This is a genomic window from Skermanella mucosa (genome assembly GCF_016765655.2).
Classification (GTDB): Bacteria; Pseudomonadota; Alphaproteobacteria; order Azospirillales; family Azospirillaceae; genus Skermanella; species Skermanella mucosa.
This window is the reverse complement of the sequence record NZ_CP086108.1, coordinates 282,501-295,456: the sequence shown is the minus strand read 5'-3', so window position 1 is coordinate 295,456 and position 12,956 is coordinate 282,501. Positions and strand designations below refer to the sequence as shown.

Genomic DNA, 12,956 nt, shown 5'->3' with positions numbered 1-12,956 from the left:
GCTTCAGCGCAGCTTGATGCGCGGGTCGGCGAGCGGCGCGATCAGGTCCGCCAACAGGTTGCCGAGCACGATGAAGACGGCCGCGGTCAGCGTGACGCCCATGATCACGGGGATGTCCACCTGCTGGATTGCCTGCCAGGTCAATTGCCCGATGCCGGGCCAGCCGAACACGGACTCCACCACCACGGCGCCGCTCATGAAGATGCCGATGTCGAGGCCGATCATGGCGATCAGCGGCAGCACGGCGTTGCGGAGCGCATGGATGAGGACGATGCGGCTGCTGCCCGCCCCCTTGGCGCGTGCGGTCCGGATATAGTCCTGGCGCAGCACGTCCACCATGGAGCTTCGGGCCATCCTGCTGTACCAGCCGCCGCCCAGGATGCCCAGGGTCAGCGACGGAAGCACCAGATGGGCGAAGGTGCCGTAGCCGCCGATCGGGAACCAGCCGAGCTGGACCGCGAATACGTAGAGCAGCAGGATGCCGACCACGAACTGCGGCGCCGACACCCCCAGGAAGGAGGCCACCATGATCGCCGTGTCGGTCGGCCGTCCCCGCCTGACCGCCGCCAGGATGCCCGCCCCCAGCCCGATCGCCAGTTCGCAGACGATGGCGCCGGCCATCAGCAGCAGGGTCGCGGGCAGCCGGCTCCAGACCAGGGAGGCGACCTCCGTCCGCTGGATGTAGGAACGCCCCATGTCGCCCTGGGCCAGATTGCCGAGATAGCGCAGATATTGCTGCCACAGCGGCAGGTCGAGCCCGAGCTGCTGGCGGATCGACTGCACCGTCGCCGCCGTAGCCGACCGGCCCGCGATCTGGCGCGCCGGGTCGGCCGGCAGCAGATAAAGCAGGATGAAGGTGATGAAGGTTACGCCCAGGAGGATGAGCACCGCCTGGACGACACGCCGGGCAAGGTATCCAGCCATGGTCACCGGCCCCGCTGGGTCGGGTCGAGCGCGTCGCGCAGCCCGTCGCCGACAAGGTTGAAGGCCAGCGCCAGCAGCAGGATCGCGGCGCCTGGGATGAACACAAGCCAGGGCGCATTGGCGAAATAGGTCTGGTTCTCGTAGATGATGTTGCCCCAGGACGGCTCGGGCGGCCGGACGCCGATGCCGAGGAACGACAGGGTCGCCTCCAGCAGGACCGTCGTGGCGATGCCGAGCGTGGCATAGACCAGCACGGTCGGCACCAGATGCGGCACGATGTGGCGGAACAGGATCCTCGGCCAGCCGGCGCCCAGCGCCCGGCACGCCTCGATATAGTCCCGCTCGGCCAGCGCCGTCGTCTCGGTATAGACGACGCGGGCGATCTGCACCCAGTTCACCATGGCGATGACCAGGGCCACGATCAGCAGCGACGGGCTGAAGATCGCCGCCAGCGCGATCGCCAGGAGGAGCGCGGGGAACGCCATCATCAGGTCGGTGAAGCGCATGATCGCGGCACCGATCACGCCCCGGGCATAGCCGGCGATGACGCCGAGCACCGTCCCGACCAGGACGGCAACGCCGTTCGCCAGCACGCCGACCACCAGGGAGGTCCGGGCGCCGTAGATCAAGCGGGACAGCAGGTCGCGGCCGAGCTGGTCGGTCCCCAGCCAGAAGGTTCCGTTGGGCGGCAGCGGCGCCCCTTCCAGGGTCAGGCCTTCGAAGAATTGCTCGTTGGGATCGAACGGGGCCAGCAGGGGCGCCGTCAGCGCAGCCCCGACGATAATGGTGATCAGGGCCAGCCCCGCCATGGCGATGCGGTTGCCGGCGAAACGCCTCAGGGCATCAGACATTCATGATACGGGGTGCTGAAGGCGGACAGCCGCCCGGCCTGATGGCGCTGCAATCACTGTGGGATGTTCCGTGCATGGTGGAGACCCGCTCGCTTCGGGCAACTGGTTTCTAACCAATTGAAACTGCTTAAGCCTCCACCGCAAGGCTCCCAGAGAGTTAATCCCTTCGTGAGGCCGTCAGCCCCTGCCCGCTTTCTTCAGGGCTTCCGCCGCGAGATGACGCGTCAGGTCGCCGGACGACATCTCGCGGCCCAGCGGCGCCCCCTGCCCCGCCCACATGTTGGTGAAGTCCGGCGAGCCCGCCGGCTCGGTCAGGCCCCTCAAGGGCACCAGGGCCCCGCCGGCCAGTGGGAAGTCCGGGGCGTGCGGCGACAGCGGCCCGACCTCGGCGATGATGCGGTTGACGATCCCGCGCGCCGGGCGCCCGGTGAAGACGTTGGTGACGACGGTATCGTCGGCGGCTGCCGTCTTGAGCGCCTCGCGGTGCATGGTGGAGATCTTCGCTTCCGGCGTGAACAGGTAGGCCGTACCGATCTGCACGGCGGAGGCGCCCAGTGCGAAGGCGGCGACGATCCCGCGCGCGTCCATGATCCCCCCGGCCGCGATCACCGGGACCCGGACGGCATCGGCGACCTGCGGCACCAGAGCGAAGGTGCCGACCTGACGCTCCATGTCTGCCAGGACATCCTCTCCAAGGAAGGTCCCGCGGTGCCCGCCGGCTTCCATGCCCATGGCAATGATGGCGTCGCAGCCCCGCGTCTCCAGCCACCGGGCCTCGGCGACGGTGGTCGCGGAGGAGATGATCCGGGCACCCGTCGCCTTGACCCTCTCCAGCAGCGTCCTTTCGGGAAGGCCGAAATGGAAGCTGACGATTTCGGGCCTGTATTCCTCGACCAGGGAGCAGAACTCCCCGTCGAACGGCGCGCGGTTGGAAACCGGAACCGGCGCTTCCGGGTCCAGTCCATGCTCGACATAGTAGGGCGCCAGACGCGCGCGCCATGCCATGGCGCGCGCGCCGTCGAACGTCGGCGGTTCGTGGCAGAAGAAGTTGAGGTTGATCGGACGGGACGTGGCCCCGCGGATCGTGTCCAGCGCGTCTCGGGCCTGGGCGGCGCTGTACAGTGCGCAGGGCAGAGAGCCCAGCCCGCCGGCCTCGCTGACCGCGATGACCATTTCGGGCGTGGTCGCTCCGGCCATGGGAGCCTGGATGATCGGTACGTCGATCTTGAAAAGATCAAGGATGCGGCGGTCCGGCCAAGTGTTCATGACGATCCTCCCCTGGGAATGATGGTTCCGGACGGCAGGCGCCCGGAGCCGCGTTCCGCGGTTCCCGAGTCAGCGGTCCGAAATTCATTGATACGCCGGTTCCGGGGCGGGGATCCAGTTGCCGGATCGTCGGCCTGCCCGGCTGCGCGATGCTGCTATGCAGCATGAGGCGAAAGCGTTATGGTGTTGACAGTTATGGAAATAAACCAATCCTTGTTCCAGAATGTTTGGCATGTCTGCTCTGATCGCATTGATGCTCGTCGTCCTTCTCGGATGGCTGCTGATGACACCGCTCATCATCCCTCCGTGCTGGCTGCTTTGCCGGCGCTGGGGATATCCGCCGGCACTGTCCCTGTGGCTGGTCGTACCCTATATCGGCTTCGTGGCACTCCTCGTCATCCTCCTGCACCCTCGTCCCTCGGCCGGCTCAGCCGGATCGGGTTAGACGAAGAAAAGTCATCCCGGAGGGGTTCTTGATGCTGTCGTTCGAAGCCTTTCAGGTTATTCTCCTCGTCGTGCTTTCCGGACTCATCGCGGTGCCTCTGACTGCCTGCTGGAAACTGTGCCGAAGAACGGGACGGTCCGGCTGGTTTTCCCTTTTGCTGCTCGTTCCGGTCCTCAACGTGGTCGCTGTCTACTGGTTCGTGCTGTCGCGCCCCCGCAAGCCGTCGACCTGTTCCAAGGAAGCTGCAGGCAGCCGCGCCGCCTTGCCGGAGCCGGCCGGCCGCCGGCATCGCGCAGGAGCCGTATGATGCGCCGCCGGTCCTTCCTTCTGTACCTGCTCCCCCTGCCCTTTTGCGCCGCGGGAATGCACTTGGCACCTGCAAACTCCGTGACCGCGTTGTTCCCGGACCCGTTCTCGTCGGCTTTCGGGAACGTCGAGGCCGTGCGCGTCCTCGGACGGCGTTTCCTGGATCTGCATCCGGACGAAACGGCAGCTGCCCGATCCTGGCTGGCGGTCCTGAAGGGCACCGGACAGGATGACATGCTCAGCCACACCGCGCGGAGAATTCAGCAGGATCTGAACGACGGTGACGTCGTGGTGGTGGACGGCTGGGTGCTGCCCCGCTCCATCGCCCTCACCTGTTCAGCCCTGTCATTGGCCTAGGGACGGCAATGTTCATCGACATCAACAGCCTGGACGAGCGGACCGGGCTCGAGGCCGATATCTGCATCATCGGTGCCGGCCCGGCCGCCATCAGCATGGCCCGCGATTTCATCGGGACGCCGGTGCGGGTTCTCCTGCTCGAAAGCGGCGACATAGAGTTCGACGGGGACACCCAGGAGCTCTACGCCAGCGATAGTGTCGGGATACCCTACTTCGCGCTGGACCAGAGCCGTCTGCGCTATTTCGGCGGATCATCGAACCACTGGGACAACTGGTGCGGAGAGTTCGAGCCAATCGATTTCCGGCAGCGGTCCTGGGTTCCCGACAGCGGGTGGCCGTTCGGCCTGGAGGAGCTTCTTCCCTATTACGACCGCGCACGCCCGATCTGCGGCCTGCCACCGCGCCGCTCGACCGAGTGGATCCAGGAAAGGATGGGGGTGCCGCCTCTCGCTTTCGACGCTTCCCGGCTGAAATATCATTTTTGGGAAGTCGCCGGGCCGCCGATCCGTTTCGGCGAGGCCTATGGGCTGGAACTGCGCGACGCTCCCAACATTCGGGTCGTCTTCAACGCCAACGCCACCGAGCTGAAGACCGACGAGACCGGCACCATGGTCAACTCGGTCGAGATCCGCTCGCTGAAGGGACGGCGTATGGAAGCCCGGGGCCGCTTCATAGTCCTGGCTTGCGGCGGTATGGAGAATGCTCGGCTGATGCTCGATTTCGACCGCTTCCAGCCGAACGGCGTCGGCAATCGGCACGACCTTGTCGGCCGCTACTTCATGGATCATCCGCTCGATCGCGTAGGCAGCATCGTCACCGACGATCCCATGAAGCTGATCGACGCGCTTCGGACCAGCCGGCGCGGCAAGCATTTCTATTTCCCGGCCATCGTGCTGTCGGATGCCGCCATGGAGAAGGAGCGGGTCCTGAACAGCAGGATCCAGCTTCGGTTCACGACCACCGAGAATACGCTCCAGATGCTCCAGCGGGTGGGCAGGGCGGTGGCGGCGGGGCAGGTCCCGTCGCGACCGATGGAGACGGTCGGCGAACTCCTGCTGAGTGCGGATATCGTGGCTTACAATCTCTATCGCCGCACCATCGCGGACCTGCCCATCGTACCGAAGCCGGCCAGCGTCACGGAAGTTCTGTTCACTTTCCAGGCGGAGCAGGCTCCGAACCCGGACAGCAGGATCACGCTTTCCGACAAGCGGAATGCCCTGGGCAGCCGGCAGTTGGTCCTGGATTGGCGCTTGTCCGAACTGGACAAGCGATCGCTTTACGTCCAGACCAAGCTGCTGGGGATCGAGCTGGCCCGGCTGGGTCTGGGCCTGTTCCGGATGGAGCCCTGGCTTGCTGAGGGTGGGAACAGCTGGAGCCCCGACGTGGTGATCGGCTATCACCATATGGGAACGACGCGCATGGCCGACGACGAGCGGCGAGGGGTCGTCGACCGCCAATGCAGGGTCCATGGCATGGACAATCTCTATGTGACAGGAAGCTCGGTGTTCCCGACCGGCAGCAACATCAATCCGACGCTTACCATCGTGGCGCTCGCCTTGAGGTTGGCCGACCATCTGAAGCAGCGCGCAGCCACGTCGGCATAGAAAAAGCCCGTGCGGTTCCGCACGGGCCTTGGTGAGAGAAGGCGTGTGCGGAACCGCACACGAGCGCCCGCCCGTTCAAAGCCTTCAGGATTTCAGCAGACGGTCGATCTGGTCCCGCAGGCTTTCGAGCCGTGTCCGATGATCCTCGTCCATCTGCGTCTGCCGGCTCTCCCAGTCGTCCATGGTCGCCGACAGCCGGTCGATGATGCCGAGAACCTGTTTACCCGGCTTCATCGGTCTGGCTTCCCGGTCCCCTGCGACGCTCTCCCGGGATGGCTGCTTGGTGACGACCTCGATGGGAGCGTCGCTGCGCTTGGCGTCGCGCAACTCGCGTTCGGTCAGGCCCGCCTTGGCCAAGTGCCAGAGCTGGCGCTGACGGTCTTCCGTCCCGGCCGAGGCGACTTCGAAAAGCCGCGCCGCGGAGATTTGGTCGGCCATGTCCTGATACTCGTCCAGGATATCCTGCGGCATCCGGAGGACGCCGAGAAAGCGGCTGATGCGTGACCTCTCCATCCCGACGAGATCGGCGACCGCCGTCTGGTCGGTGATGCCGAGCTGCTCCATCAAGCTGCGGAATGCCAGCGCGGTCTCGACCACGTCCAGATCCTCGCGCATCAGGTTCTCCGCGATCGCGACGGCGGGATCGCTCTTCAGGAAGACGCGCGCCAGGATCGTCGTCTCGCCCAGATGCTCGTGGGCGAGCAGGCGCCGCTGTCCGGCGCGCAACTCGTACTCGCCCTCGGCGAGCCAGACGACGGTGATGGGATTGATCAGGCCGACCTTCCGGATATTCTCCGCCAGGGCCGCTATCTTGCCGGGATCGACATTCTTGCGGGGCTGGTTCGGATTCGGCCTGACGCTGGAGACGGGGATGCGCTGCTGACGGCCGTTGGGATCGGCTTCGCCGCCCTTGGCGGCAAGCTCCTTGACCTGGCGCTGGATGTTGTCGGAGGAGCGGCGGGCGAGAAGATTAGCCATGGGTCAACCAGCCTTTGCTTGAGCCGCCTGGGCCGCTCTGATGTGCTTGAGGATGAGCTTCACATAGTCGCGGTAGGTCGCGACCGCCTTCGACCGCGCGCTGGCGCGAAGGGCAGGGTGGCCGGCTGCCGAAGCCTTGCTGAAGACGGTGGCGCGGGGGACCGGCTCGAAGATCGGGACCAAGTCCGACACCAGCCTGTTCAACTCGCCCAGCGTCGCCTGTTCCTGGCTGTTCTTCGCCGTGTACATGGTCGGCAGGATCGGGAGTATGGTCAGGCCCGGATTGTAATTGTCCCGGACCTGGGCGACGGTATCCAGGAGGCTCAGGGTCCCGTGAGCCGCCAGATACTCGGTCTGGACCGGGATGATCAGGTAGTCGGCGATGCTGAGAGCGTTGATCGTGAGCAGGTTCAGGTTGGGGCCGCAGTCGAAGATGATGACGTCGAACCGGCCCTGGACCGCCGACAGCTTCTGGCTCAGCCGCTTCTCCCCGCCGATCTCGCTGCTCAGCATGCGCTCGGCATCGGTCAAGGCTTTGGAACTCGGCGCCACCCAGAGCCCCGTGTCGCCATATTGGAGAAGGATGCTCTCGATATCGCATTGCCCGCGCAGGACGGATGCCATGTTCAGCCCGTTGTCGCGCACTTCGCTGATATCGAACCCCAGGTCCGACGTGGCGTTGGCCTGCATGTCCAGATCGACCACCAAGCAGCTCATGCCGGCATCGACCAGCCCCCAGGCTACATTGACAGCCGTGGTGGTCTTGGCGACTCCACCTTTCAGGTTGGTGACCGCGAGATGGAAGGTGCGTTTGCTTACAGGGGACGCCGTTACGGCGGCGCCTCGATCCTCGACAAGCGTTCCGGAACTTGTGCTTGTCGTCTTGACGGTTCGCGCCATCTCCAGCCTCTATATCATTGGGTCTGTGCGGCAGATGTTTCGGACCGCACGGACTCAATGTCAACGCCGGTGTACCGAGCACCGTGCATCTTCCGGCGATGTGTGTGCGGAACCGCACACTGAGGATGATGCGGACCTGTTCGAAGTCGAGCGTGTCGCGATCGGGAGGCGTGGGCGGGAGCAGGCCATAAATCGGCTCCCGCCAGAGGGTAACGCGGGTTGTCGACCGAAGAAAAGCCACTTGCCCGTCATGCGGGCTGTCTTTCCATAATCCGAGAAAGCGAGGTGATCCAGCGTCTTGAGGGGTTCGGTATATTGCATCTGGTATGCCAAAGTGCACCTGCAAGAGCTCTGGGAGGAGAGCCAGGACACGATAAGAAAGGGAGGAAAAATGGCCACCAGTCCTTTGCCGGAAATCCCGGCGACCAACCTCAGGCAAGCGCCCCGGGAAGCGGACGACGATCTGAAGACCATTCGGCTGGAGGCACCCGGGACGGGTGTGCGCGATACGTGGCGCGCCATGGGTCCGGGCATCGCGGCGGCGATGACCGGCATCGGCGCCAGCCACATCATGCATGCCCCGACCGCCGGCGCGCAGTTCGGTTACGCGCTGCTCTGGATCATCCCGTTCGCGTACTTCTTCAAATATTGCGCGTTCGAGTTCGCCCACCGCTATACGCTGGTGCGGGGCGAAAGCATCATGGAAGGTTATGAGCGGATCGGGAAGGGCAGGGGGAACTGGCCGCTCTGGTACCTGCTGTTCCAATCCTTGGCGAACACGTTCGGCATCGCCGGGCGAACGCTCGGCTGCGCGGCGTTGATCTGGGCGGCTTTCCCGATCCTGCCGCTGGAGATGTGGGCTGTCGCGATCCTGGTGGCGACGGTCGGAATCATCTGGCTGGGCAGATATGCCGCCGTCGAGTTGTTCGTGAAGATCGCGATCGTCATCTTTGCCGTCGCCGCCCTGACCGCCTTCCTGTTGCAGATGCCGCCCCCAGGCGAGTACCTGTCCAACCTGGCGCCGGTCGCGGCACCGGCGGGGGCGGCGCTCCTGTTCGGTGCCATGTGGGGATACTTCCCGACGACGGTCGAGGTCGCCCCGATGCAGTCCAACTGGGCCGTGGACAAGCGGACCGGCATGGTCGAGGTCAAGCGCCTGAGGGCGCAGGGCTACAAAGTGATCCTCGCGCCGGACTACATGAAGAACTACATGAAGCTGTTCCACCGGGACATGAACATCAGCTACATCATCTCGATGATCACCGGCATGACGTTCCTGATCATCGGCGCGGTCGTGCTGAACCCGATCGGCCTGGTGCCGAAGGGGGCCGAGATGGGGCTGACCATCGCTCGCATCTATACGGAGACCTTCGGCGCCTGGGTGTTCCCCGTCATCATCGCGGGTGCCACGGCGGCCTTGTTCTCGACCGTGTTCACCTATTTCGACGGCCAGGCGCGCATTTTCGAGGAAAGCTGCGTCAGGCTCCGGCGGAGCTGGGATACGCCGCAGATCCGCCAGATCCTGTATCGCGGCTTCCAGATCCTGTGGCTGGTCACCGGAACCGCCATCATCTACGGCTTGCCCCGGCCGATCCTCGTCGTCCAGGTGGCCTCGGTCGTGGCGCTGCTGTTCTCGCCGCTCCTGTTCTGGCTCACGATCCAGTCGCTGAAGAACGATTTCACCGGTTGGGAGCGTGAGTACCTGCCGAACAAGGCCATGATGGCATGGGCCTGGAGCGGCGTCGCCGCCCTGGCCATGATCAGCGCCTACGTGCTCTACCTGCAGTTCCTGGCCTGATCCTGCCGTGACCGATCGTACCGGCCGGCCCGGACCGCCGGTCGGTACGACGGATCAGGCTACGACCTTCAGCTTGGGCTGGCGGGTGCCGTAAGGGGCCTTGCCGGACGGATTGTTGCTGTTGGCGGCCGGCGCGAACTCGGGTGCGGAGGCCTTCACGAGGACGGCATTCATCACGGAGGCGAAGACGGTCGCGGCCAGGGTCGCCACGACGACCAGAAGGGCGAATTCGATCGGGGCGTCGGTCAGCATGTTTCGATCTCCTTTGGTGCGTTGCAACCAAGATAAGGGCGGTATCCCGCGACGCAAGATCCGATCATGGTATTTGGTATGCCAGATACGTAGCCCTGGATTGCACAGGGCGGGTTGCCGTGCCCCCCGATCCGCGTCCGCCGATCCGCGTCTCAGTTCACCTGCACGCCGGGAAGCTCTCCCGGCGCATGTTCATGGATGTCCGGGAAAGGCGAGGATACACCTTTGCCTTGAGGAGGACTATGCTTCGCAGGTTCAGCAGCAATCAAGTTGCTGCCGAGTTTTTCGAAAGTCGTTGATCCAAGCACTTGAATCTTGATGTCTCGCAGAAAAATAGACGCCGTGGAGTTGCTTGCATCGGCTTCACATTCCGTGTGACTGGGGCCGCCGCAGCTGGGCGGCCCTTCTTTTTGGTCCGGCATCTTCGGCGCGAGACAGGTAACGCGGCCCGCTGTTGGTATCTTCGGAAATCAAACAATGGGAGCGATCCGATGACCCAGAACAACAAGCCGGGTGACCGGGCGAAGGAAAAGGACGCCGCCGTCACCGATACTCGGGATCCCCCTGCGGGTCTCCCGGATATGGGCGCACCCGGGATGGGCGCCGACGAAATGCCCGGCGGGGCGGTTGCCGGCGGCGACGGCAAGCCGGACCCGAAGGACAAGAAGTCCGACCGTTAGCTTTCGTTCACCGAAGCCGCGTCAGAGCGGCTTCAGGTTGGCTTCGATCTCCCTGCGCCGGCCTTCCAGGAAGGGAGGCAGGGAGAGCTTCTCGCCGAGCGCATCCAGCGCCTCGTCGGTCGCAAAGCCCGGACCGTCGGTCGCGATCTCGAACAGCACGCCGTTGGGCTCCCGGAAATACAGGCTGCGGAAATAGAAGCGGTCGACCGGCCCGCTCGACGGCATCCGCACCCGGTCCAACCGGTCGGCCCAGGCTTCATAATCCGCGTCCGGGATGCGGAACGCCACGTGGTGGACACTCCCGGCGCCCGGCTGGGCCGCCGGGAGGTCGGGCCGCACCGCCACGTGGAGTTCGGCAGCCGCCCCGCCGTCGCCCATGCTATAGACATGAACGCGGGACGACGGCGCATCCGGTGCCGCATAGTCGCGGACCTGCGCCATGTTCAGCACCCGGGTCAGCACCAGGTCGGTGGGCTTCAGGTCCGGCACGGTCATCGTGATCGGCCCCAGACCCCGGATCTGATGTTCCGCGGGGACCGGGCTGCGGTCCCAGGGATGGGCGGCACCGGCTCCGCCGTCATCGATCAGGCTCAGCCGCTGTCCTTCGAAATCCTCGAAATCCAGGGTCGGGCGGCCGTCCCGCTCGGTGATCTCCCCATGCGAGACGCCGGTTTCGGCGAAGTGCCGCTTCCACCAGGCCAGCGTGTCCTGACCGGCGACCCGAAGGCCGGTGCGGGTGATGCTGTGGTTGCCGCGCCGCTCGCGCCGGACCGGCCAGTCGAAAAAGGTGATGTCAGAGCCGGGGGAGGCGAGGGCGTCCGCGTAGAACAGGTGGTACGCGCTGACGTCGTCCTGGTTGACAGTCTTCTTGACCAACCGCATGCCCAAAGTCCGCGTATAGAAGGCATGGTTGCCCGGCGCGTCGGCCGAGACGGCGGTCAGGTGATGGATTCCGGTGAGCTGCATGGTGGTTCTCTCTTGCGATTTGAATGGATGGACTAGGCGGAGGCCGGGGCGAGCCGGCCGATCCAGTCCCTGGCCAGGTTGACGTCCGCCTGCGACAGCCCGTGCCCCGCCGGCAGGACCTTCTGCTCGACTTCGGCGCCGGCAGCGCCCAGCAGCGCCGCGAGACGCGCGGCGTTATCGGCCGGGACGATCGGGTCCATCGCGCCGGAGAGCAGAAGCACCGGTTTGCCCCCCAGCCCGCCCGCCGCCGGTGCGTCGCTCAGCGGCACCATGGCCCGCAGCAGCACGGCCCCGGCCAATGCCTCCGGCCGCAGCATCAGCATGGCGGCGGCGATGTTCGCCCCGTTGGAGAAGCCCACCGCCACCGGCGCCGCCAGACCGTGGGCCTCCCGCGCGGCGGCGACGAAATCGGCAAGCTCATGGGCGCGGTGCCGGACGTCCGCCTCGTCGAACACGCCTTCCGCCAGGCGGCGGAAGAACCGGGGCATGCCGCCCTCCAGCACCTTGCCGCGCGGGGACAGCAGGGCCGAGCCGGGAGCGATCATGCCGCCCAGGGGCATCAGGTCGTTCTCGTCGCCGCCGGTGCCGTGGAGCAGCAGGATCGGCGGCTTCCCCGGCGCGGTGGCGGGTTCGAACCGGTGGATGAAGGACAAGGCGGTGGTCATGGCGAACCTCTTCGGGAAGCCGGTCCGGCTTCCGGTGACATCGACGGTCGAAAATACGTCAGGCGACTTCCGGCAGGACGGCCTCGATCGAGGCCCGGCGCGGCTCCAGGAAGTCCGGCAGCTTCAGCGAGCGGCCCAGCTCCGTTGCCGGCTCGTCGACGGCGAAGCCCGGCTCGTCGGTCGCGATCTCGAACAGCACGCCGCCCGGCTCGCGGAAATAGACCGAGCGGAAATAGTTGCGGTCCTTCTGCTCCGTCGTGCAGATGCCGTGGTTGCCCGCCAGCTGCGAGACCATCGCGGCCTGCGCCGCATCGTCGGTGGCCCGGAAAGCGACGTGATGCACCGACCCGGCCCCCATCCGTGCCGGCAGGAAGCCTCCCGCCACCCGGATGTCCACGATGCCGCCGACGGGAGTGCCCTCGGCCTTGAAGCGGACGACCGATCCTTCCTGCCCGACCCGGTCGAAACCGAGCACGTCGGTCAGGATCGCGCCGGTCGGCGCCTCCTCCTTCAGCAGCAGGCTGACGCCGTGGAAGCCGCGGATCGCGTGCTCCGCCGGGACTTCCCCGCCGGCCCAGGCGGCCTCGGTGACGATTCCGGGAACGGCGGCCAGCGCCAGGCGCATGCCGTCGGGATCGCGGAACGGCAGCACCGTCTCGCCGAAGCGCTTCTCCGGGGCCTCGTGGCGCACGCCGCGTTCGATCAGCCTATGGGTCCAGAAGCCCAGGGACTGCTCGGGAACCCGGAACACGGTCTCCTGGGTTTCCCCGATGCCCAGCCGGCCGGGCGCCGCATGGTCCCATGGGAAGAAGGTCAGTATCGATCCGGGTTGGCCGACCTCGTCGCCGTAATAGAAGTGATAGGTTCCCGGGTCGTCGAAGTTGACCGTCTTCTTGACCAGCCGCAGCCCGAGAGTACGGCCGTAGAAGTCCAGGTTGCGATGCGTCGATCCCGCGATCGCCGT

16 protein-coding genes (1 of these 16 only partly in view) are annotated in these 12,956 nt (G+C 65.7%); 6 read left to right on the top strand and 10 right to left on the bottom strand.

Annotation, left to right across the window (positions count from 1 at the left end; translation table 11 throughout):
• Positions 1 to 3 precede the first annotated feature (3 nt).
• The 3 genes from JL100_RS34335 to JL100_RS34325 form a co-directional block, all read right to left on the bottom strand.
• A complete protein-coding gene (locus JL100_RS34335) occupies positions 4 to 924 on the bottom strand; it encodes an ABC transporter permease (protein WP_202683237.1) in 921 nt (306 codons plus the stop codon).
• Between the two features lie 2 nt (positions 925 to 926).
• Complete coding sequence (locus JL100_RS34330; protein WP_202683236.1) at positions 927 to 1,775, bottom strand: ABC transporter permease; 849 nt, start codon at positions 1,773 to 1,775, stop codon at positions 927 to 929.
• A gap of 177 nt (positions 1,776 to 1,952) precedes the next feature.
• The gene (locus JL100_RS34325; protein ID WP_202683235.1) at positions 1,953 to 3,041 is read right to left on the bottom strand and encodes an NAD(P)H-dependent flavin oxidoreductase; all 1,089 of its coding nucleotides are present in this window, start codon (positions 3,039 to 3,041) and stop codon (positions 1,953 to 1,955) included.
• 232 nt (positions 3,042 to 3,273) lie between these two features.
• On the opposite strand from JL100_RS34325, the gene JL100_RS34320 reads away from it, so the two are divergent.
• The 4 genes from JL100_RS34320 (at position 3,274) to JL100_RS34305 (ending at position 5,753) form a co-directional block, all read left to right on the top strand.
• Positions 3,274 to 3,486 carry a hypothetical protein gene (locus tag JL100_RS34320; RefSeq protein WP_202683234.1) on the top strand — a complete coding sequence of 71 codons (213 nt, stop codon included), beginning with the start codon at positions 3,274 to 3,276 and terminating at the stop codon, positions 3,484 to 3,486.
• A 31-nt stretch (positions 3,487 to 3,517) separates the two neighbouring features.
• Positions 3,518 to 3,793, top strand: a complete 276-nt coding sequence (locus JL100_RS34315) for a hypothetical protein (RefSeq protein ID WP_202683233.1) — start codon at positions 3,518 to 3,520, stop codon at positions 3,791 to 3,793.
• An 80-nt stretch (positions 3,794 to 3,873) separates the two neighbouring features.
• Entirely contained in the window at positions 3,874 to 4,149 is a 276-nt protein-coding gene (locus JL100_RS34310) for a hypothetical protein (RefSeq protein ID WP_202683232.1), read from the top strand.
• 8 nt (positions 4,150 to 4,157) lie between these two features.
• Positions 4,158 to 5,753, top strand: a complete 1,596-nt coding sequence (locus JL100_RS34305; protein ID WP_202683231.1) for a GMC oxidoreductase — start codon at positions 4,158 to 4,160, stop codon at positions 5,751 to 5,753.
• 84 nt (positions 5,754 to 5,837) lie between these two features.
• Here the strand turns inward: JL100_RS34305 and JL100_RS34300 are convergent, their stop codons facing one another.
• Both JL100_RS34300 and JL100_RS34295 read right to left on the bottom strand, forming a co-directional pair.
• Positions 5,838 to 6,731, bottom strand: coding sequence for a ParB/RepB/Spo0J family partition protein (locus tag JL100_RS34300; protein WP_202683230.1), 894 nt, complete (start codon positions 6,729 to 6,731; stop codon positions 5,838 to 5,840).
• Positions 6,732 to 6,734: 3 nt separating this feature from the next.
• On the bottom strand, positions 6,735 to 7,631 hold the full coding sequence (locus JL100_RS34295; protein ID WP_202683229.1) for a ParA family protein: 897 nt from the start codon (positions 7,629 to 7,631) through the stop codon (positions 6,735 to 6,737).
• 391 nt (positions 7,632 to 8,022) lie between these two features.
• On the opposite strand from JL100_RS34295, the gene JL100_RS34290 reads away from it, so the two are divergent.
• Positions 8,023 to 9,429 (top strand): Nramp family divalent metal transporter, encoded by a 1,407-nt coding sequence (locus JL100_RS34290; RefSeq protein ID WP_202683228.1) that lies wholly within the window; start codon positions 8,023 to 8,025, stop codon positions 9,427 to 9,429.
• Between the two features lie 54 nt (positions 9,430 to 9,483).
• Here the strand turns inward: JL100_RS34290 and JL100_RS34285 are convergent, their stop codons facing one another.
• Both JL100_RS34285 and JL100_RS34280 read right to left on the bottom strand, forming a co-directional pair.
• Complete coding sequence (locus JL100_RS34285; RefSeq protein ID WP_202683227.1) at positions 9,484 to 9,681, bottom strand: hypothetical protein; 198 nt, start codon at positions 9,679 to 9,681, stop codon at positions 9,484 to 9,486.
• 152 nt (positions 9,682 to 9,833) lie between these two features.
• Positions 9,834 to 10,103: a hypothetical protein gene (locus tag JL100_RS34280; RefSeq protein ID WP_202683226.1), complete on the bottom strand. Its 270-nt coding sequence runs from the start codon at positions 10,101 to 10,103 to the stop codon at positions 9,834 to 9,836.
• 69 nt (positions 10,104 to 10,172) lie between these two features.
• Here JL100_RS34280 and JL100_RS34275 point away from each other — a divergent pair, with 69 nt between their 5' ends.
• Complete coding sequence (locus JL100_RS34275) at positions 10,173 to 10,361, top strand: hypothetical protein (protein WP_202683225.1); 189 nt, start codon at positions 10,173 to 10,175, stop codon at positions 10,359 to 10,361.
• Between the two features lie 21 nt (positions 10,362 to 10,382).
• Here the strand turns inward: JL100_RS34275 and JL100_RS34270 are convergent, their stop codons facing one another.
• The 3 genes in view from JL100_RS34270 to JL100_RS34260 are tightly spaced (at most 58 nt apart) and all read right to left on the bottom strand, a layout consistent with a single transcriptional unit that may run on beyond the window.
• A complete protein-coding gene (locus tag JL100_RS34270; protein WP_202683224.1) occupies positions 10,383 to 11,327 on the bottom strand; it encodes a ring-cleaving dioxygenase in 945 nt (314 codons plus the stop codon).
• 32 nt (positions 11,328 to 11,359) lie between these two features.
• Positions 11,360 to 11,992 carry an alpha/beta hydrolase gene (locus JL100_RS34265; protein ID WP_202683223.1) on the bottom strand — a complete coding sequence of 211 codons (633 nt, stop codon included), beginning with the start codon at positions 11,990 to 11,992 and terminating at the stop codon, positions 11,360 to 11,362.
• A gap of 58 nt (positions 11,993 to 12,050) precedes the next feature.
• Positions 12,051 to 12,956: the 3' portion of a ring-cleaving dioxygenase gene (locus tag JL100_RS34260; RefSeq protein ID WP_202683222.1), read on the bottom strand. The gene runs 39 nt beyond the window's last position; the window shows 906 of its 945 coding nt (coding positions 40–945); its start codon lies beyond the right edge, outside the window — the gene reads right to left on this strand; its stop codon occupies positions 12,051 to 12,053.